At 43.7% G+C, this 18,578-nt stretch carries 18 protein-coding genes; 13 read left to right on the top strand and 5 right to left on the bottom strand.

Annotation, left to right across the window (positions count from 1 at the left end; translation table 11 throughout):
- Window positions 1-306: 306 nt before the first annotated feature.
- Window positions 307-1,209, bottom strand: coding sequence for a LysR family transcriptional regulator (locus tag AB4351_RS18950; RefSeq protein WP_372126858.1), 903 nt, complete (start codon window positions 1,207-1,209; stop codon window positions 307-309).
- A gap of 137 nt (window positions 1,210-1,346) precedes the next feature.
- Here AB4351_RS18950 and AB4351_RS18945 point away from each other — a divergent pair, with 137 nt between their 5' ends.
- From AB4351_RS18945 to AB4351_RS18915, 7 genes are all read left to right on the top strand, one after another.
- The gene (locus AB4351_RS18945) at window positions 1,347-1,775 is read left to right on the top strand and encodes a PACE efflux transporter (RefSeq protein WP_372126856.1); all 429 of its coding nucleotides are present in this window, start codon (window positions 1,347-1,349) and stop codon (window positions 1,773-1,775) included.
- A 182-nt stretch (window positions 1,776-1,957) separates the two neighbouring features.
- Window positions 1,958-2,938, top strand: coding sequence for a helix-turn-helix domain-containing protein (locus AB4351_RS18940; RefSeq protein ID WP_372126882.1), 981 nt, complete (start codon window positions 1,958-1,960; stop codon window positions 2,936-2,938).
- 237 nt (window positions 2,939-3,175) lie between these two features.
- The gene (locus AB4351_RS18935) at window positions 3,176-4,555 is read left to right on the top strand and encodes an amidohydrolase family protein (protein ID WP_050619673.1); all 1,380 of its coding nucleotides are present in this window, start codon (window positions 3,176-3,178) and stop codon (window positions 4,553-4,555) included.
- 80 nt (window positions 4,556-4,635) lie between these two features.
- Window positions 4,636-5,295, top strand: a complete 660-nt coding sequence (locus AB4351_RS18930) for a DUF3299 domain-containing protein (RefSeq protein ID WP_102393604.1) — start codon at window positions 4,636-4,638, stop codon at window positions 5,293-5,295.
- A 115-nt stretch (window positions 5,296-5,410) separates the two neighbouring features.
- Window positions 5,411-6,610, top strand: coding sequence for a carbohydrate porin (locus tag AB4351_RS18925; protein WP_372113179.1), 1,200 nt, complete (start codon window positions 5,411-5,413; stop codon window positions 6,608-6,610).
- A 387-nt stretch (window positions 6,611-6,997) separates the two neighbouring features.
- Entirely contained in the window at window positions 6,998-8,002 is a 1,005-nt protein-coding gene (locus AB4351_RS18920) for a Solitary outer membrane autotransporter beta-barrel domain (protein ID WP_372126854.1), read from the top strand.
- A gap of 118 nt (window positions 8,003-8,120) precedes the next feature.
- Window positions 8,121-9,182: a diguanylate cyclase gene (locus tag AB4351_RS18915; RefSeq protein WP_372126852.1), complete on the top strand. Its 1,062-nt coding sequence runs from the start codon at window positions 8,121-8,123 to the stop codon at window positions 9,180-9,182.
- 36 nt (window positions 9,183-9,218) lie between these two features.
- On the opposite strand, the gene AB4351_RS18910 is transcribed toward AB4351_RS18915, so the two are convergent.
- The gene (locus tag AB4351_RS18910) at window positions 9,219-10,214 is read right to left on the bottom strand and encodes an AraC family transcriptional regulator (RefSeq protein ID WP_017072267.1); all 996 of its coding nucleotides are present in this window, start codon (window positions 10,212-10,214) and stop codon (window positions 9,219-9,221) included.
- Between the two features lie 159 nt (window positions 10,215-10,373).
- Between AB4351_RS18910 and AB4351_RS18905 the strand changes: the two genes are divergently transcribed.
- From AB4351_RS18905 to AB4351_RS18890, 4 genes are read left to right on the top strand one after another with little or no spacing between them, the layout of a single operon-like run.
- On the top strand, window positions 10,374-11,495 hold the full coding sequence (locus AB4351_RS18905) for an HlyD family secretion protein (protein WP_372126851.1): 1,122 nt from the start codon (window positions 10,374-10,376) through the stop codon (window positions 11,493-11,495).
- Window positions 11,485-12,504, top strand: a complete 1,020-nt coding sequence (locus AB4351_RS18900; RefSeq protein ID WP_048606138.1) for a DUF2955 domain-containing protein — start codon at window positions 11,485-11,487, stop codon at window positions 12,502-12,504. The genes AB4351_RS18905 and AB4351_RS18900 overlap by 11 nt, the downstream gene beginning before the upstream one ends.
- A 22-nt stretch (window positions 12,505-12,526) precedes the next feature.
- Window positions 12,527-13,627 (top strand): AI-2E family transporter, encoded by a 1,101-nt coding sequence (locus AB4351_RS18895; protein WP_136974477.1) that lies wholly within the window; start codon window positions 12,527-12,529, stop codon window positions 13,625-13,627.
- A complete protein-coding gene (locus AB4351_RS18890) occupies window positions 13,628-14,287 on the top strand; it encodes a potassium channel family protein (RefSeq protein ID WP_372126849.1) in 660 nt (219 codons plus the stop codon).
- 112 nt (window positions 14,288-14,399) lie between these two features.
- Here AB4351_RS18890 and AB4351_RS18885 read toward each other — a convergent pair whose 3' ends face one another.
- Both AB4351_RS18885 and AB4351_RS18880 read right to left on the bottom strand, forming a co-directional pair.
- Window positions 14,400-14,939 carry a DUF3332 domain-containing protein gene (locus AB4351_RS18885; protein WP_017061899.1) on the bottom strand — a complete coding sequence of 180 codons (540 nt, stop codon included), beginning with the start codon at window positions 14,937-14,939 and terminating at the stop codon, window positions 14,400-14,402.
- A gap of 225 nt (window positions 14,940-15,164) precedes the next feature.
- Complete coding sequence (locus AB4351_RS18880; RefSeq protein ID WP_170962358.1) at window positions 15,165-15,326, bottom strand: hypothetical protein; 162 nt, start codon at window positions 15,324-15,326, stop codon at window positions 15,165-15,167.
- A gap of 265 nt (window positions 15,327-15,591) precedes the next feature.
- Here AB4351_RS18880 and AB4351_RS18875 point away from each other — a divergent pair, with 265 nt between their 5' ends.
- Window positions 15,592-16,185: a hypothetical protein gene (locus AB4351_RS18875; RefSeq protein ID WP_372126847.1), complete on the top strand. Its 594-nt coding sequence runs from the start codon at window positions 15,592-15,594 to the stop codon at window positions 16,183-16,185.
- Between the two features lie 230 nt (window positions 16,186-16,415).
- Here AB4351_RS18875 and AB4351_RS18870 read toward each other — a convergent pair whose 3' ends face one another.
- Window positions 16,416-16,625 carry a hypothetical protein gene (locus AB4351_RS18870; protein ID WP_004731601.1) on the bottom strand — a complete coding sequence of 70 codons (210 nt, stop codon included), beginning with the start codon at window positions 16,623-16,625 and terminating at the stop codon, window positions 16,416-16,418.
- A 929-nt stretch (window positions 16,626-17,554) separates the two neighbouring features.
- Here AB4351_RS18870 and AB4351_RS18865 point away from each other — a divergent pair.
- Window positions 17,555-18,487: a siderophore ABC transporter substrate-binding protein gene (locus tag AB4351_RS18865; RefSeq protein ID WP_372056878.1), complete on the top strand. Its 933-nt coding sequence runs from the start codon at window positions 17,555-17,557 to the stop codon at window positions 18,485-18,487.
- Window positions 18,488-18,578: the final 91 nt, after the last annotated feature.

The following is an 18,578-nucleotide window of genomic DNA, read 5'->3' as shown; positions in this document are numbered from 1 at the left end:
AAAAGTGATCTATTTGAAACCGATATAAGCAACGGCAAGGCTGAGCGCTTATCTGGGAGATTTGAAGTTGGGTCAGTGGTGTTAAAGAGCGATTTGGGTCTGTCTACATTCGTTTGAAAAGACACACCCGGTTGGGATCGCAGTGTAGTTAGGTCACTTTTGGACATCAACTAGGGTGTTTTATCCACACGACAAAGATATTTATCGGCAAGATAAGCAGAAATGAGGTAGCGGTGGAGAAAGCACCACCGTCATTGACTTAGGATTCCGTTGCTGAAATAGGCTGAACTCAAGAATTGGGGGAGTTTAGTTGGCTTGCCATTGATTGTATTGCAGTGAGTGCCCCTTAAGCTTTTCAATAAGGCTAGTGAGCACTGGGCCATTGATGTGGCTGCGAGACACCAAACAACCCACTGGAGTAATCCAACCACCATGCTCGTGCGAGACAGGTAACGCCACAATATCACCTTTTTGAATGCCTTCCATCACCATCATTTCGGGCACATTTGCCCAACCTACGTTCTGTTCAACGAGATCAACAATGGTCTTGTGGTTGTTGGCATACCAAAGCATCGAGCTAATACCGTAGGTGAACCACAATTCGCGCTGCTTTGAGCTGCGATGCACACATTGGCGATAACGCTTGATGTCCGAGTCTTGTACTACGGACATGCGACTCAGTTCGTGAGTGGCAGAGCTAACAGTTAGGAAACGCGCTTGGCCCAGTAAGAAGAAGTCCATATCCACTTTAAGTTCACCATCCGCATAGATGATGCCAATCTGCGCTTTGCCACGTCTCACTAGATCTTCAACATCGAAGGTAGAAGTGGTGATGATATCGAAGTGCGTGATTGGGAACTGATCGGCCAGTGAGCTGATTATCTTAATGAAATTCTTATCTATGATGCTTTCATCAACCGCAATGATCAGTTCGTGCTCATCTTCTTGTGTGAGCGATTCTACTTTTTGGTCGAAGTACTTTTGCTGGTCAAGAATGGACTTAGCCACAGGCAATAACGCTTTACCTTTGCTGGTTAAAACGGGGATGTTTTTCTCTCGGTTAAACAGCTCTTGGTCAATGGCAATTTCGAGGTTGGCTATCGATTGGCTTACCCCAGACTGAGCTCGTTTCAGTTTGCGAGCGGCGGCAGAGAAAGAGCCACTTTCACACACCGTGACGAAGACTTTTAGTTGCTCAAAACTGTACATGTTATCTCTCGCTCAATACAAAATGGGGTACTTATACTTAAGCTATCACTAAACGTGATGGCTGTTAACTTTCTCTTATTGTTTTCGGTGACATAATTTCGGTAAGTCCACCATGTTATAAATTGCTATAGGAATGTATGAGTACGTTAGAGAGAGTTTTCCACTCGGTGTTGTTTGAAGTATTGGCCGTCACACTGTCAATTATAGGTTTAGCGATATTTACTGATCACGATGTGAATGCCTTATCAGGAACCATGATAGTTGTTGCGACTATCGCGATGATTTGGAACTACTGTTTTAACCGTATTTTTGATCGTTATTTCACGGGTGAAAAATCAAAGCGTTCGCTCAAATTACGTGTTTTTCATGTCGTGCTATTTGAGGCTGGCTTGTTGATCGCGACAATCCCTGTGATGGCATACTTACTTAACGTGGGGTTATGGCAAGCATTTTTGATGGATATCGGCGTTACGATTTTTATTACCATCTATGCGTTTGTGTTTAATCTGATTTACGATCATGTGCGAGCATTCTGGGTACGAAGAGCGAATTTAGCCGTTCAGTAATCTACCAAGTCAGTAAACACGAGCTTGGCCACTAACCGTTTGTTTATTCGTTATTTTGACGGAGATATTCGGTTAGTAGGCCTAGGTAACCCATCGTTTGTTCTGCTATCTTAAATAAGGTGATAATTTGAGTGCTTGAAAGAACAGATTAAGAGGAAAGGATGCCAGATACCTCTCAGATAATGACAGTGGTAGATAAGAAGGAAGTCGAGCTGTTCGCGGAACTGTTCAAACATATTGATGGTGAAATCTACACCTTACTACGCAGTGCCCAAATCCCTAATGATATTCTCACCAGTAATGACCATTACGATTATCTCCCTGAGACAACGGTTAAGAACGTGGTCAAGATTATGGGGGAATCTGCGTCGAGAGAAGAGTTTTCGCTGTTTATGTGGAGTTTTTGCAAGCAAACCTATGTACCAAGGTTTGTGGCTAAGCTAAGTCAGCAGGATTCATTGAAAAGCGCGCTAGACCAATTTGGTGAGCAGCTGAAGCTCGTATCCAATGGTGCGAATGTCTATACCAAGCAATCCGGAGGCAAGTGGTGGTTGGTTCGCGAGAAGCCATTTACTAACGCGCCTTGGTTTAAGTTCGCTGAATTGTTCTCTGTCATTTTCATCAACGAGCTACTTTCAGTATTAACGCAAGGGCGTTGGAAGGCGTCAGAGGTTGGCATTCAAAGTGGCGATCTCGAATGTTTTCAATCTCTACCACAAATGGGCAGTGCTCAGTTTTATACGCATAGGCCGGTCACTGCCTTTGAGATCCCTGAAGACATCATGCTTGCACCGATTGTTTTACCCAAAATTGCTCAAGTATCAGAACTCACTAAGCCTTTACCTAGCTCATTTTTGAGCGCTTTTAAGCTTGTTATTAAACCTTATCTCACGATGGGGAAACTCCCAATTAGCTTAGCTTCTGAGATTCTGAATATTCATGTCAGAACAATCCAGCGTCGGTTGGAAAGTGAAGGGGTGGTCTACAAAACCTTGATTGAAGAGATGGTTCTTGAGCAGGTCTTGGAGTTGCTAGAGCAGTCCGATCTATCGATCACGCAAGTGGGCGCGAAGATGGGGTATTCCGATTCTTCCCACTTTACCCGTGCCTTCAAACGACAGATGAACATGACGCCAAGACAGTACCGAAAAGAGCACAGCTAAAACCAGTAAGTAAAAACAGGAGCCTGCACGCAGAATTATTTATTGTCACCAAATGGCCATTTATCAACCTTGAATACTGGCAATATCACTACTAAGTTATTGAATGTGGATGAGTTGTTTTTTTTAGCGAGTTTCGCGACCAATAAAAACATCTTTGAAACCTCATGACACTCATTAGTAGTTACGGAATCGTTATGGGAAGTGGACGCCACTAACAAACGGAATCAAGGTGTAAAAATGAAAAATGCAGGCTTAAAGCTCTCTGTTGTTGCTCTTTCGTGTTCATTTGCTCTTTCTGCAAATGCAGCATCAACGCTATTTACTAACGTCGATGTGTTCAATGGTACTGAAAACAAATTGTACGAAGACCATCATGTATTAGTCGAAGACAATCTTATCAAACAAATCTCTGCGAGCCCGATAGAGGCTGGTGACGCTGTAGTGATTGACGGCGAAGGCAAAACGTTAATGCCAGGTTTAATCGAAGGCCACGGACACTTATTGCTTAACGGCGGTAACCTAAGCGACCACGAAAACAACCGAACGATCGAAGAGTTAGCCGCGCGAGCGACAGTCAACGCGAACGCCGCGTTTCAATCGGGTTTCACCACGTGGCGTGATGCTGGTGGCTTGAATACTGGCTTACGTAAGACTATCGATTCAGGCATGTTGCCGGGCCCACGACTTTACACATCAGGCGCATTTATTGGCCCGACGGGTTCGCATGCCGATTTCAGTAACCTAACCACGGCTAACCAACACTTCTTTGGTTCATCGACCAGTATGGCGCGAAATAGCGTCAGCTTTAATGCCGACGGTATTACCGAAATCAAAGCGGCTGCTCGCCAAAACTTCAAGCAAGGCAATACGCAAATTAAGATCATGTCATCAGGTGGTGTGGCATCATCATTTGACCCTTGGCAGCTGAATGCGATGTCTGCGGAAGAAATTGAAGCCGCCGTTGAAATTGCTGATGCGTATGGCTCTTACGTGATGTCTCACGCTTACAGCAAAAAAGCGATCATGCGTAACTTGGATGCGGGTGTTAAAACGATCGAGCACGGTTTCATGTTCGATGGCGATATCGCCGACAAGATGGAAGATAAAGACGCCTACATCACAACTAACATGACCGCGTTTTCACCTTACCTGACACAGATCGAAGCGATTAACTCGAACCCAGCCTCTAAGCGTAAAGCGGAGTCGGCAACCAAAGCATTCAAAGACTACATCTCGAATGTAAACAAGTACCAACCGAAATGGGGTTTCCACACAGACTGTGTCGGTGACGTGGTTTCTTGTATCAAACAAACCGACCACACGATCTTCCTTGCAGGTAAAGAGTTAGGCAACTTCTTCACTTTGAAAGGGATGACATCGGTAAACGGTGAGATCGTTAAGTTATCTGGCGTGATGGACCCATACCCAGAGGGTAAGTTAGGCGTGATTGAAGCGGGCGCATACGCCGATATCATTATTGTTGAAGGCAACCCACTTGAAGACTTGTCAGTGATTGGGGCAAACGAAAAATGGTTTGATGCAGAGCCGCGCAGCCCTGAAATCGATACCATCAAAGTCATCATGAAAGACGGCAAAGTCTACAAAAACACGCTGTAACTCAGTTCGACAACTCAGTTAAAATTAAGCTTTAATGGGTGACCTATTTGGGTAGGTCACCCCTCTTCAAGGTGTTCTATATGCAAAAAATGCTTTCTCTTATCCTGTCGGTGGCATCACTTACGGCCGTTGCTTTACCTACTTTTGCTGAAACAGCGATGAATCTTGAGTGGCAAGATCTGAACTCAGAGTCTCACGAAATGAAAGTAGAAATGCCGGATCTAACCGATCAACAAATGCGTCTATTACAAGGTGTGATAGCAATGAGTGCATCAGAGGAAGAGCAAGCTCAACAACAGGCTTTATTATTTAAACAAACGCTAAAAGAGCAAGGCGTGGACGCAGACGAAATGATCGCACTGCGTGATGAATACATGCAAACCATGAAAGCAAACGCCGAAGCTATTACGACAGAGTTTGATGGCAAGAAAGTACGAGTTCCCGGTTTCATCGTTCCACTGGAATTCTCAGAGGGAATGACAGCAACAGAGTTTCTGTTAGTGCCTGTGGCGGGTGCGTGCATCCACATGCCACCGCCTCCTGCAAACCAGATTGTGCGCGTGTCTTTTCCTGAAGGCTTTCAGGTACAGAACGTTCAGTATCCAGTGTGGGTAGAAGGTGACTTTAGCTCCAACAAAGTGACTGAAGAGGTCTTCCTAGTCGATGGTAAAAGTAACCTCACCATGGGTTATGAAATGAAAGCTTCGATGATCGAAGACTATTATGAAAAAGAAAATTAATGGTTGTCATCAAATGACAATTTTCAATGTGAGTAATAACTAAAATAAAACTAACTTAAAAAGCACTGGTGACATGATGAACTCAAGATTTTCTAAAGTAAGTATCGCAATTGTGATGGCGGCTAGCCCAATGAGCGGCGTTGTTTACGGCGCTAACTTTGAAGGCCCAGATTCTGTTGAAAATACAATTGCAGAGCAGAAAGCACAAAAGAAATCTTGGAGGGAGTCATTAGCTGAGGATGGTTTTACATTTGGTGCAGATTACTTTGCTTTGGGGCTGACCTCAGGAGATGGGGTTGGCGGCGATAGCGTTGATGCATCGTCGGGTGTGGCTCGATTATACGGTTCATGGCATCTATACGGAAAGGACACACAGAACTCAGGTAGCTTAGTTTGGAAGGTGGAACATAGACATGCCTATGGTGATACTGCGCCAAAAGACTATTCATTCGGCCCACTTGGCTATGTCGGTTCAATTGGCCCTGCATACAGTGACCAAGGGTTTCGTGTTACGGACTTAAATTGGAAGCAAAAAATTAACGATGGCAAAGGCACTATTGTTGTCGGTTGGCAGGATGTAACTAACTATGCGGATGTTTACGCTCTAGCAAGCCCATGGTCTGGCTTTACTAATTTGGCATTCTCGACAGGCTCTGGTGCGATGGGCTTACCTGATGATGGTGTACTTGCGCTTTCTGCTGGTCATATGTTGGGTGAGAATTTTTATGTGGTCGGTGGTATCGCGGACGCAAAGGGTAAATCAGATGACATTTTTGATGGCTTTGATACCGCTTTTGGCAGCGATGCCTCTTACTTCACCACACTGGAGTTAGGCTGGACGGCTTCGCAAGAGCAGATCTACACCGATAACTTCCATGTGACTTTCTGGGACTTTGGTGACGATACTCGTCATAGTAATAGCCTTGCTGCGGAAGGTGGCTCGGGCGTTAACTTCTCATGGAGCCAGTTCATGACTGATCAAGTGATGCCGTTTGTGCGAGGTGGTTTCTCTGAAGGGGATGTTGCCCTTTACGATAAGTCGATTTCTGTTGGTATGGGATATTTCGGGTTAGGAAAACCGACGAATAACCTAGGTGTAGCGCTAAACTGGGCGGAAGTGAATGGTGATTCTTTTGCAGCTGATGCGAAGGCAATAAGCGGTAGCACAGAGCAATGGACAGCGGAGATCTACTACAACATGCAGTTTGGTGATCATTTCCAAGTCACGCCTGACATCCAGTATATAAAAGATCCTGCGTTTTCAAATGAAAGTAGCGCTTGGGTGTTTAGTATTAGAGCGAGAGTCTTTATCTAATTCCGCTACTTATTATCTTGTTTAGACCTAAAAAGTGAGCCCATGGTGGCTCACTTTTTGCTTTCCTGCGTGTCATCCAGCGTTAATTAGTTCTTATGAACAATCACTTCGCCTATCAGAGTTGTAAACAGTCATTCACTGGATATGGCGTATTATGGTAAGTTCCCGGTTTCAGAATGATCCAAGATAAGACTCCAATTTAGACAGAGGCGCATATGATTATTCATTTTAGAATCCAAGACGTAGAAGAACTTTGGGGGGCCATCGATTTAGCAACGCTCTTGCAGTTGGAACTGAGAGCAGTATCAACCACGCTATTAACTCTCTGATTGAATTAGTTAAGTTACCAATTACACTTGAAGCATAAGTTTGAATGGAGTCAACTTAATGCTTTCACCCCTATCGCACTATCCCCGTTCTATTATTCTGCTCTTAATGGGCCTCAGTTCTTCCTCGGCCTATGCATCCAATGAATTGATTCAGAACCGGTTAGAGAAGATATTTTCTGTGTCAATTGCGCTGACTGACAGCGATGCCATTTCAATTGGCTTTGTGGATTTTGATCCTAATTCGTTTATCAACTTAAACGACAGTGGTTTTGGATCCGATAAAACCATCGATACTCGAAGCCAAGTGAGTGTGGGCTCCATCCCTTACTCTTCCGTGATTAAAACCGATGACCCTGACTTTGACCTTATTTGGTCTGTGCGAGGGTCTTATGCGCTTTCTGAACAGGATATTGAGATTTCATCAGATGTGACTCCTGACCGTCGTGTTAACCCAAATGAAGACTCGGTATTGGGCCTGTATGGCTTTTTCGGCGCTCAAAGCCATTTAAATCAACATTGGTCTATCGCCTATGGCTTAGGCACTCACTTGCTCTATTACCGCAATAAATACGAATACAACAACAGCTACTCTCAAGCATTTCAATCTCAGCTAGACGGCTACGCGTTGAATACATCAGCATGGGCGCTTGTTGCAGAACCTTCAGTCAAACTTCAATACTTGCAACCAAAGGAGTGGGGCAGTTGGAATGTGTCTTCCAGAGTTCGTTACTTTTATGGAACAGGCTGGGGCGAAGCGAACGATGGCGATATCGGTAACCCAGAAGGGATGCGATTCATTAATGAACTAGAGTTTAGGCAAAATGTAGCGCTCGATGCTTGGTCGCTTAATAACCCTCAAATCCACTATAACTTAACAAGAATCGATGTTGCGGGTGATTTGACGGCTCCTTTAGATACGCACTATTACTATGAATTCGGGGCCGGATTAGTATTTGATGTGCCTTACGATTCTTACTTTTTTGACAACTTCGGGATTGGAATTAACTTCAATTATGGCAGCTCACTCAGTGGCGGTAGCTTGCTATTCTTACTCAATAATTAGCATAAGTTGTTGATCTTAATGGTACTCATATAATTTGAATTTGTATGTGTCGTAAAATGGTAAATATCTTAGTGGAAACTTAGCCATCATAGTCATTCGCCCATCACTAGAGCAGACTATGAATAAGTTAAGTTTTGACCGAAAAATGCCGTTATACGTGGTGTCTACACTTGCCCTTAATATGGCAGTTAGCTTGTGGTTATTGAGTATGGCTTCTTCGGCGGTCATGGCTTTTTCTGTGTGCGCGTTGTTTTTGCTCAGCACCCTCATTGCTGCACGCCTATATCGACATGAAATGGCTCAAAGCAAGAATAGCTTGTCTGAAGCGATCATTGATGGCGTCGCTGGTTTTATCATCCTCGATAGTCAATTGAGGGTCATACAAGTCAATCAACAGTTCTCTAGAGTTTCAGGTTATGCCTTTAATCAAGTCGAGTCTCGCCCGATTTCTGATCTCTGTTTTATGAATAACAGCAGCCTAATCGCGACCATTACTCGCTCACTGAAGGAAAACCAGAGATGGAAAGGTGAGTTGAGTGGAGTCAGTCGACTTGGTGAACATTTTACTGTGAATGTGGTTGTCGAAAAGTTAGTTGAAATACTGTCGCACAATAATAAATATGTGGTGACCTTTACGGATATTAGTCGACGCAAAGTATTAGAACGTCGATTAAGAATGTTGGTGGACACAGATTCTCTCACAGGGTGCTGGAACCGCCGCCGTTTTGATAAAGATCTTAACCATTATTCAAACTTAGCGGAGCGTTATGGTTACACGCATTCCTGTTTGGCGTTGATCGATTTAGATCATTTCAAGGCTATCAATGATAATCATGGTCATGACCAAGGTGATTCAGCGTTGAAAGAGGTCGCAGAACTGTTGAGAAATAACAGTCGAGACACTGACATCGTCGCGCGAGTCGGCGGAGAAGAGTTCGCGATCTTGATGCCTGAAACCAATTTGGCAGAAGCGTTTGAGGCGATGTATCGATTGAAAGAAGTGATTGCCAAAGGAACAACATTGAACCTGACCGTGAGCAGTGGTGTGTCTGAAATACAGGCGCAAGCCGAAGCGACCTATCGCAGTGCAGATAAGGCACTTTACCGCGCTAAAGGTAACGGGCGAAATAGAGTGTGTAGCTCTAGCCCAGGCTGTGCTACTCCAATTGCCCTTGGTTAGATGTAGGCCGTGCTTGGTTAATCAATCGAGCGAAGCCTAAGCCGAGATTGAGCGTTGGTAAATCTTCGGAGTAAGACCAGACACACGCTTAAACGCACGAGAAAAATGAGAGATGTTGGTGTAACCGAGCTGGCTAGAGATGTAGGTCAGCGTGTGACCCTCTTCCATCAGTTCGCAAGCTACTGAAAACATCAGGTTCTCTTTGATTTTTCGATAAGTGGTGTTTTCGTTCTTGAGTTTGCGTTGGAACGTTCGCACTGAAAAGTTGAGCAGCTCTGCCGCCTCTTCAAGAGAGAGGTCTTGTTCTTTCATGTACGGTTTTAGAAGCTCATAAATACTATCGGTAAAGCTGGTATGCCACTCAATAAGTGTCGGTTTTGTACTGAGGTCTTTAGACGTAAGACGGATTGGGAGTTGTAAGATCTCATCAGGAATCTGCACAGCAGTCGACGAATGATCAACAAACAGTTGGCAGTTACTTGATACCAGTGTTTTGACGACATCGATGTCATGCCCTTGTAAGCGAACTTTAGTCGGTAACCATGGTGATTGCGATAAAATGGTTATTAACTCGATGATATAAATAACAGCGAAAGCTTCGCCCCATTGAAACATAGGGGAGTTGTCTTCCGGGGCTGTCCGGCAAAACCAGTTCTGACCGTGTTCTTGGATAAACTCGACTTTGCTGCCTGGTGAATCATAGGCAAAGATTGAATTGATCTGTTTTAGTGCATCGCCAATGGTTTCGAATTCGGTAAATTGATGCAAGACATTTGGGATGATTCGACGTCGAAATGCGAGTCCAAGAATATCGGTGAACCGAGATACGCCAAGTTGGGCGGATGTCAGATAAATCAAACGTTTAATCGATTCTGATGGCACAAAGTCGCTTTCTGATTCAATGAGATCGGGCGGTAAACCAGAATCTTTGAGCAAAAGGTGGAGGTCGAGACCATAGTCAGAAAAAACCTGAACCAGAATTTTGGCGTAGTTCGTTTGAATTACCGGGACTTGGTAGTGACTAGAGCTCATTGGAATACAATCCTGTATATATTGTCGCACTATTAGACGTGCATATCATTTGCAACGTTTTGTTTACTAAATCTAACCCTATTTACTTGAGTTTTCCATCACCGGGCTTATTTTTAAAGTATTAATTTTGTTGATGTTAGTTATCTAGAAGGGAGTCCCATGTCAGAAGTCAACGGGAATGCGCAAGAAGCCAAGGAAGAAGTTGGCCAGCAAGAAAATGGAAAAGACAAAGTAAGAAAGGTCACCAACTACTTATTGTTGTTCGTAGCGTTCATGTTGATCTTCAGTATCATTTCAGACCGCATCATCCCTATTACTGATAATGCTCGTGTCAAAGGTTATATCGTTCCAATCAAACCTGAGGTGTCGGGTAAAGTGCTCGATATTCTTGTTCAACCTAACCAACTGGTTAATCAAGGCGATAAGCTAGCCATTTTAGATGAGTCTGATTACCAAATAGCCGTACAACAAGCCGAGCAAAATTTAGAGATTGCAGGCCAAAATGTCGGTGCTCAAACCGCGAGCATTGCTTCAGCACAAGCGAAACTCACCTCAGCCATTGTTGAAAGACAAAATACCAAACTGCAAGCTAAGCGTGTTTTAGAGATGGCCGATAAAGGTGTCGTTTCTAAATCAGATGCAGATAAAGCGCGAGCAGCATTAGCGACCTCTAGTGCGGCGGTTGTGAATGCAGAAGCTGACCTTGACCGTGCTAAGAAACAAATGGGTAAAGAAGGCGAAGAAAATAGCCAAGTGAAAGCGGCGTTGCTGGTACTTGAACAAGCTCAATTGAATCTAGAACGCACCGTGATTACTGCACCGACACAAGGTGGTGTCTCTAACTTTAGCCTGTCTGAAGGTTTCTATGCATCAGCAGGGCAAGCAATCATGACCTTTGTTTCAACCGAAGATATTTGGATTGAAGCTTATTATCGAGAGAACAGCCTAGGTAATGTAACGGTCGGTGATGAAGTTGAAGTGGCGTTAGATTTCGCACCGGGCAAAGTGGTAAAAGGGCGCGTAAGTAGTATCGATTGGGGTGTTGATTGGGGGCAAAATGACCAAGCAGGTAAGCTTGCTCAAGCTAGCCAACAAACGGGTTGGTTGCGCCAAACACAGATGCTTCCCATAACCATTGAATTTGATAATGAAGAAGTGACAGGCATGCTCCGAGTGGGTGGCCAAGCGGATGTGATTGTTTATAGCGGCGATAACTTTGTATTCAACGCGATAGGCAAAGTATGGATTCGTTTGATTAGCGTATTGTCTTATGTCCGATAAGCCGATTCCTGACCAGCAAACACAGCAACGGATCCTGCGATTTACGGTCGGGGTCACGTTGGCTGTTTTCTTGGCGGCGTGGATAAACTGGCCGCTTGCGTTTGTGGCGCCAGTGTTCACAGCTAAGTTCTTAATTGATAAACCAAATCTCCATAAAGAAACGGTCTACGAATTGCTCTTGGCCGTTGTGGTGACAATGGGGTTAGGTTTATTACTGTCGCGAGGAATTACCCATTATCCAATCCCATTGCTGATTTTAGTGGGGTTAATGATGCTGTGGGGTTACTACTTGTTTGTCGACCCAAAATGGAACCTGTTTGCCACCATACTGTTGATTGCGGTTTTGATGTTGCCATTCATGGCGATTGATAACCCCGGCGTGTCAGTAATGCTGGCCTCTGGCTTAGCGACCTCTGGTGTGGTTTCAGTCATGCTTTTTGCGTTAGTGCATGTATTTTTCCCTGAGCCAAAATCGGCGTTCTCAGGCTTCGCTGCTGCGCCACTCGAAAAGAAACAGCGTTGGTATGCGGCCTTTAGGGCGATGATTATCTCCTATCCAGTGGTGTGCTTTTTCTTTATTTTTCAAATATCTGAAGCTTTACTGACAATGATGTTCATTGCGTTGTTATCGTTGATGATTACGTCAGAGAAGTCGATAAAGTTGAGCGCTTTTTTGGTGATAAGTAACGGTATCGGGGGATTGCTGGCGATTGCTGCTTTTTCAATTCTTTCTATAGTACCCAACATTGTCTTCTATTCTTTGTTTATAGGACTTATTGCCATTCTTATGGCTACCAAGATCTACACGGTTCCCGAAAAAGCACCTATTTTCGCCACTGCATTTAGTACGTTGCTCGTACTGGTTGGTAGCACGTTGATGAGCTCCGGTGACATCGATAGCAACACTCTTATACGCATATTCCAATTAGTGTTAATTGGCATATATATGATTTTGGCTTCTCTATTCCTAGAAACACGGAATTGGAAGTTTCTACAAAATCAGCCTTAATTTTGTCTAACAAGGACGTCTCATGAAGTTAACCGATGATTTTTCAAAACAGGCGATAGACGCTGCCATCAAGATCGCAGCGATTGCCATGCTCGTGTATTGGTGTTTTTCGATTTTGCGCCCATTCATTCTTTTGGTGATATGGGGTGCGATCATTGCGACTGCGTTGTATCCAGTGGCGGTCGCAATTTCAAATAAAACCGGGATGTCGAAAGGTAAAGCCAGTGCATTGCTGAGCTTTATTGGTGTGATTCTTCTATTTATTCCTTTGGCGGCGCTTTCTTCTGGTATCTACACCAGCGCGACTGACCTGATGACAGGGCTTCAAGATGGCACATTGTCATTGCCTAAACCGAAAGAGTCCTTACAAGATATTCCATTAATAGGGGAAAAGGTTTATTCAACCTTGGTTGCCGCCTCCAACAATATTGAAGGCACTTTCATAAAGTATGCGGATGAACTTAAACAGTTTGCGACGAAAGCGGCTTCTGTTCTTGGCTCGTTAGGTGGCGGCTTTATTCAGTTCATCATCTCTACCATCATTGCGGGTGCATTCATGAGTAATGCCGATAAATGCAAAACCGGCGTGACTCACTTAGTGGCGCGTTTAACGGGCGGTAAAGGTGAAGAGTTGGTAGAGCTCTCTAAATCGACCGTGCGAAGCGTTGTGCAAGGTGTGATTGGTGTGGCTGTGATTCAATCCATGATGTCGGCAATCGGTTTGGTGATTGCAGGCGTTCCAGCAGCTGCGTTTTGGGCGCTAGCTGTGCTGCTCATTGCGATAATCCAACTTCCACCGATTCTCGCTCTATTGCCGGCGATCATCTACATGTTCAGCGTTGAATCGACACTGGCGGCGAGCTTGTTCTTAGTGTGGTGTATTTTGGTGAGCGGCAGTGACGCTATCTTAAAGCCAGTATTGCTGAGCCGTGGCTCTCACATTCCAATGTTGGTAATTCTATTGGGTGCACTGGGCGGAATGGCGATGTCAGGCATCGTCGGTCTGTTTGTCGGTGCTGTGATACTGAGTTTAAGCTATGAGCTGATGATGGCGTGGCTTGGACTTGAAGAGAAAAACCAACAAGAAACTGAGAAAAAACCTGCAGAGGTCGAGGGAAAATAGATGAAGCCAGTCTCTAAAGACGACAACTTCTACTTCTTATTCTATGCACTGTTGGTGTTGTTTCTTGGTTGCGCGGTGATGCAGCAGTTTTATCCGCAAGGCCAGAAAACAATCCTATTTCTTATCATTATTACGTTGGCGAGTTCAATTGCCGGTATTCATAAAGAGCGAGCCTTGTATCGCTCTTGGTATGGGCTGTTATTGATTACGGCGCTCGTGTCTGGCGTGTTTTCATTTTTGGAAGGCTATAACCTGTCGATAGTGACGCTATCGGCGTTGGCTGTGTTCTTGTTTTCACACATTTACTCGGCGTTGAAGCAGGTGATGAAAGCCAAAACGGTGACACCCAATCACATCATCGGCTCCATCTGTATTTACTTGTTGCTAGGGTTTGCTTGGTCGACCATCTACTTGTTAATTTTAGAGATCTTTCCTAATGCCTTTAACGGGTTTGAAGAGCAAGTCTGGCTGACGAACTTGTTTAATGCGATGTACTTTAGCTTTATCACCTTGACTACGGTTGGTTACGGCGACATATCACCAGCTCTGCCTATTGCTCAATTCTTTGTGTTTATGGAATCCATTATCGGCAGCTTTTACTTAGCTATCATGGTGGCGAGTTTGGTGAGCATTCGACTTGCACAGTCTCAGTCCCAATAGAGCATTTACAAATAATAGAGCACATACAAACAAGCCCGGCAATCGCCGGGCTTGTTCTATTTTATGAGCTCAAAAGTCTCTTTAAGTTTGAACTCTGTGTGGGCGATGAACCTTAAGCTTCAGTGCCTTGAATCTTCTCTAATTCAGCGATAGTTGTTTGCGATACAAGCTGACCATCCATGTAATAGGTAACGTTTTGACCGTCTTTGATGCCCGTTAGAGTCGCTGTTTCACCAGATGTATAGACGATGTCCATTTGAATCGTGTTTTCGTCGATCTTAATCATCTCACCCGTTTCAATGGTGCGATTGTTAGAAATTGGGCCGACAGGGGCTTCTTTCAGGCTTGGGTCCAGCTCATCGTTCACTTTGAAGTGCGTGTCTGTTTTTGTATCAAATACGTGTGGTGAACCGCTGATAGGGTTTTTACCTGTCCAGAATTCAAGTGAGTTGAATACCACATAGTCTGCTGCGGTAGTAATACCGTATACAGGCGCTAATAAGAAGTTTACACCTGCACGGGCATAGCGGTTATCGACAACTTCAACGTTAAATTTCATCACTTTCCCTGTTACGGCGTTGCTGCCGATACAACCAGTTAGCGCAGAAGCCAAAACCGTTAGTCCTACAATTTTAAGTGCAATCTTTTTCATTTTAGTACCTGTATAAGTTAGAAGTCTGTTTCGTTGGAACAGGTGTAGTATGGTTTTTATTCGATGGTCAGTTTTACCATTTAGCGCCACTGACGATATAAAATGCACTCGGACTTTTGGCATCAAGCTAGGTATAAAACTGGGCACAAAAAAAGCGCGACCTAATAGGGCGCGCTTTGGGGTATTTAGATAAGTCGTAATGAAAACAACGACTCCCATATAGAATTACTTCATCACGTAGGTATAAGCCGATACGACAAGCCAGCGGAAAAATCGAAATAAAAGGGTAGTGGCTTTAAAGGCAAACTTGGCAATGGATACCATTGCTTCTGAACCAATGCTCACGCACTTATGCAAATCGGATTCTTTGTATTCTGAATAGGTCATGTGTTTTCTCATTTCTCGCGCTTGTCTTTCATATGTAAGTAACGACTCCTGTCTGGCGATATCCCCTGAGCGCGTAATGTACGAACTTTCGCCGATAGAGATTTACCATTTTATGCCAAGTGGGTTAATAACTAGCCAAAAGAGAAAGGGCTGAGAGAATTTAACGGCATAGCGAGGTGTAACTGATCAAGTTACCGAAAAAGCGAGGGTAATAGTGGTATGATCCCGGGCTCAGCACCATAAGTGATAAAGAATAGGAAACCAAATGACTCACCTTACCGAACAGCAAGAAGCCGCAATGGCGACGTTTAAAGAAAACTTACACCTGCCAAATGGTGGTTTTCATAAACTGATTATCGAGCTAAGTAAGGAATATCAACTGCCTTTCCAAAAGGTGCGTGCGGTTTTAAAGAAAGCTCAAAAAGATGTGGAACGACAGATACGAGAAGACTTTATCAACGTTGATGACACAGTACTGAGCCAAGCGAACTGGATAAATATCATTAAGTCGAAACTTGTTGAGTTAGCGGAAGAAAACCAAACGGTTATGGATAAGCTGCAACAAAACCTGAAGTATCAAAAAGTGTTGTCGGCAACCGAGGGTTCAATCGCAAGTGAAGACGAACGTGACGAGTTGATTGAAGAGTTGATTCAAGCTTATGAGAAAGAGGTATTCAAACCTTTACTGGCGATGCTGCATACAACAAAGCTGTATTGGAAGTTAATGCTGGTGGATGAGACATGTAAGATGAATGAAGAGAATCGTGAGAAATTCAGTGATTACCCTCAACACATGCAAGCTGCAGAACACTTATATACTCTTGATCAGAAGTTAAGGTCGATGCCGTTAACTTATTAGTCCATGAATGCACTGATAATGACTCAATGGTGATTTAGAGTTTGATATAAGTTGGTTTCAATAGAAGTACGATAACCTAGCTAGCGTTAGCCGCGTGTGAAATGCAAAAAGGGCTAGGTTTCAGATCTGTTTTACTTCTACTCTATTTTGTTCTGCTAGAGCGAATTGAGGGTGACATCTTTTACATCTTTGGGACTAGATGGTGTTTCTTTTGTAGCCTTTGGGAAATGCTATAGGAGTGTGAAATGTCCTAGGGTGTTTCCGTTGCCTGAAACGATAGTTCCGATGCTTTCTCGTTCATTAAATTCAAAGTCGATGAGATAGCTGTGATGTTGTAGCTTGGGCAATATGTGGCGGTGGAGTATATCGCTATTGAGCTGTCGAATCTCGGTGACCCATGAAATCTCTTCTTTGTGTAAATCTATTTTAATCTTGAGCATTTATTACCTTTTAGTTTATTGACTGTTTTTTCGCGTGATAGTTGGTACCAATGGGTTTGTCGTGTTGTTCTGCGTGACATAACTGTGCCTTGTGTTTATTACATTTGTATTTAAGTGCTCGATCTATTCTGACTTCGCTGACAAAAGAGCAAATGACGATAGATCGGTAGTAGGATCGAATTTAAAAGCTATTGAATGACTATCTGGGTGAAAGCTGACGCAGAGATGGTGTAACGAGGGAATCGAGAACTGTCTATGTGGAACTTGGACTTACTTTAGCATTAACAGCTCTATAGATTAGAGCCAGGTGGCGAACTATACGCCTAGTTTTCAAAATTACAACCCTATTTTCAATTAAATTCAAAAATATTTTTGGGTGATTTACCATCGGTTACTGAAGGTTAAATGAGCGAAGGTCAGGGATTTGACCATGATATCTGACTGAGTCTTGGCTTTTCAGCTGTTCGTATTCGTTGTCATTAGTGGGTTTAATTGATTCAGCTAATTTGGTGATGATTAAGTCTCTGTTGTATATGATCTTTACATTGTAAATTACAATCCATGATTTTGGGGTTCAGCGTTGTAATTACAGGGTTTTTGGGTGCTTTCCCCATCTGTTTTTTTCTTCAGGTTGATGAGTATTTTCCTCTTCGCGTCTTTTTGATATTTCTGATTCCTAATACCTCTCCTGACTACGCAAAATATGAATACTCACTTTTACGTTTCTGAATAATAAAGTTGTTGTATCGCCAATTTAGTGCAAATATAATTGATAATAGTTCTCACTTGCGTTACAAGTTTGTTGTCAATCCAATGACAGACTTTAAATTATCGTTATTTAGCAGTTGTGTACGCCCCATGCTCGTCTATGAGTAATGTGACTTTCATTGTCATGAGTGGTGGTTTGTATCAATGGCAAAGGAAGAAACATGAAGAAAACAATCAATTCAGTTCGCCAGCTATTGAGCGGGCTTGCCATCGTTCTAGCATCATCATTCATGATGACCGCGCATGCGGAAACCGTCACCATTGAGCATGTGAAAGGCACAGCGCAGTTTACTGAAGTACCACAGCGAGTGGTGGTTCTAGGCCACGGTAGCTTAGACGTGCTCGATAAAATTGGTGTACAGCCAGTTGGCGCGCCTCATAGCTTGCTGCCTGATTACCTAGCTTCGTACAAAGATACGACGGTAAATACAGGCTCTTTAAGCGAACCTGATTTTGAAGCTATCTACATGTTGAAGCCTGACATCATCATCGCGGAAAACCGCATGCTTAAGGTTTACGACAAACTGGCACAAATTGCTCCTACTGTCATGTTTTCTATTGAAGGCGACAAGTACTGGGCTGATGCTCAGCAAAACTGGCGTGTGCTAGGCGACATCTTTGGTAAGCAAGCTGAAGTCGAAGCGATCATTAAAGAGACTCAAGCTTCTATCACAGCGGTAAACGACAAAGTAGCGTCTGACGAAACTTCAGCAATGATGCTAATGAACAACGGTAACAACATTGCGATGTTCAACAAAGGCAGCCGTTTCTCAATCATCTTTGATGACTTTGGTTTCGTGGAATCAAAGAGTGCAACCGTGGCTCCGATTAAAGGAACACACGGCAACCTAATCTCTTTTGAATACATAGCTGATGCAAAACCTGAAGTGCTTTACGTGCTTGACCGCGAAAAAGCGATTGGTAAATCAGAAGGACGCGCACAACAACTGTTTGATAACCCACTGGTTGCGGCAACACCTGCAGCGCAGCACGGCAATATCGTTTACCTTGATTCAAGTGCTTGGTATTTGGCTGGTGGCGGTGTGACAGCGATTCATAGAATGCTTAGTGACATTGAACGTACGATTCAATAGTTACTAACCATCAGATTTTCGGGCTTATAAGAGTGTTCTTATAAGCCCTTTTTCACTTTTTTATACGGGCTACCCGAGACCTATCTTTAGT

It is taken from the genome of Vibrio sp. 10N.261.51.F11, from assembly GCF_041471665.1.
Taxonomy (GTDB): domain Bacteria; phylum Pseudomonadota; class Gammaproteobacteria; order Enterobacterales; family Vibrionaceae; genus Vibrio; species Vibrio crassostreae_C.
The sequence above is the reverse complement of the archived record's forward strand: the minus strand, read 5'-3'. Positions and strand labels throughout refer to the sequence as shown.

What these genes read in the sequence shown, in the direction of transcription:
- AB4351_RS18950 (WP_372126858.1), bottom strand. Translation starts at nt 1,209, where the DNA reads ATGTACAGTTTTGAGCAACTAAAAGTCTTCGTCACGGTGTGTGAAAGT.
- AB4351_RS18945 (WP_372126856.1), top strand. Translation starts at nt 1,347, where the DNA reads ATGAGTACGTTAGAGAGAGTTTTCCACTCGGTGTTGTTTGAAGTATTG.
- AB4351_RS18940 (WP_372126882.1), top strand. Translation starts at nt 1,958, where the DNA reads ATGACAGTGGTAGATAAGAAGGAAGTCGAGCTGTTCGCGGAACTGTTC.
- AB4351_RS18935 (WP_050619673.1), top strand. Translation starts at nt 3,176, where the DNA reads ATGAAAAATGCAGGCTTAAAGCTCTCTGTTGTTGCTCTTTCGTGTTCA.
- AB4351_RS18930 (WP_102393604.1), top strand. Translation starts at nt 4,636, where the DNA reads ATGCAAAAAATGCTTTCTCTTATCCTGTCGGTGGCATCACTTACGGCC.
- AB4351_RS18925 (WP_372113179.1), top strand. Translation starts at nt 5,411, where the DNA reads ATGGCGGCTAGCCCAATGAGCGGCGTTGTTTACGGCGCTAACTTTGAA.
- AB4351_RS18920 (WP_372126854.1), top strand. Translation starts at nt 6,998, where the DNA reads ATGCTTTCACCCCTATCGCACTATCCCCGTTCTATTATTCTGCTCTTA.
- AB4351_RS18915 (WP_372126852.1), top strand. Translation starts at nt 8,121, where the DNA reads ATGAATAAGTTAAGTTTTGACCGAAAAATGCCGTTATACGTGGTGTCT.
- AB4351_RS18910 (WP_017072267.1), bottom strand. Translation starts at nt 10,214, where the DNA reads ATGAGCTCTAGTCACTACCAAGTCCCGGTAATTCAAACGAACTACGCC.
- AB4351_RS18905 (WP_372126851.1), top strand. Translation starts at nt 10,374, where the DNA reads ATGTCAGAAGTCAACGGGAATGCGCAAGAAGCCAAGGAAGAAGTTGGC.
- AB4351_RS18900 (WP_048606138.1), top strand. Translation starts at nt 11,485, where the DNA reads ATGTCCGATAAGCCGATTCCTGACCAGCAAACACAGCAACGGATCCTG.
- AB4351_RS18895 (WP_136974477.1), top strand. Translation starts at nt 12,527, where the DNA reads ATGAAGTTAACCGATGATTTTTCAAAACAGGCGATAGACGCTGCCATC.
- AB4351_RS18890 (WP_372126849.1), top strand. Translation starts at nt 13,628, where the DNA reads ATGAAGCCAGTCTCTAAAGACGACAACTTCTACTTCTTATTCTATGCA.
- AB4351_RS18885 (WP_017061899.1), bottom strand. Translation starts at nt 14,939, where the DNA reads ATGAAAAAGATTGCACTTAAAATTGTAGGACTAACGGTTTTGGCTTCT.
- AB4351_RS18880 (WP_170962358.1), bottom strand. Translation starts at nt 15,326, where the DNA reads ATGACCTATTCAGAATACAAAGAATCCGATTTGCATAAGTGCGTGAGC.
- AB4351_RS18875 (WP_372126847.1), top strand. Translation starts at nt 15,592, where the DNA reads ATGACTCACCTTACCGAACAGCAAGAAGCCGCAATGGCGACGTTTAAA.
- AB4351_RS18870 (WP_004731601.1), bottom strand. Translation starts at nt 16,625, where the DNA reads ATGCTCAAGATTAAAATAGATTTACACAAAGAAGAGATTTCATGGGTC.
- AB4351_RS18865 (WP_372056878.1), top strand. Translation starts at nt 17,555, where the DNA reads ATGAAGAAAACAATCAATTCAGTTCGCCAGCTATTGAGCGGGCTTGCC.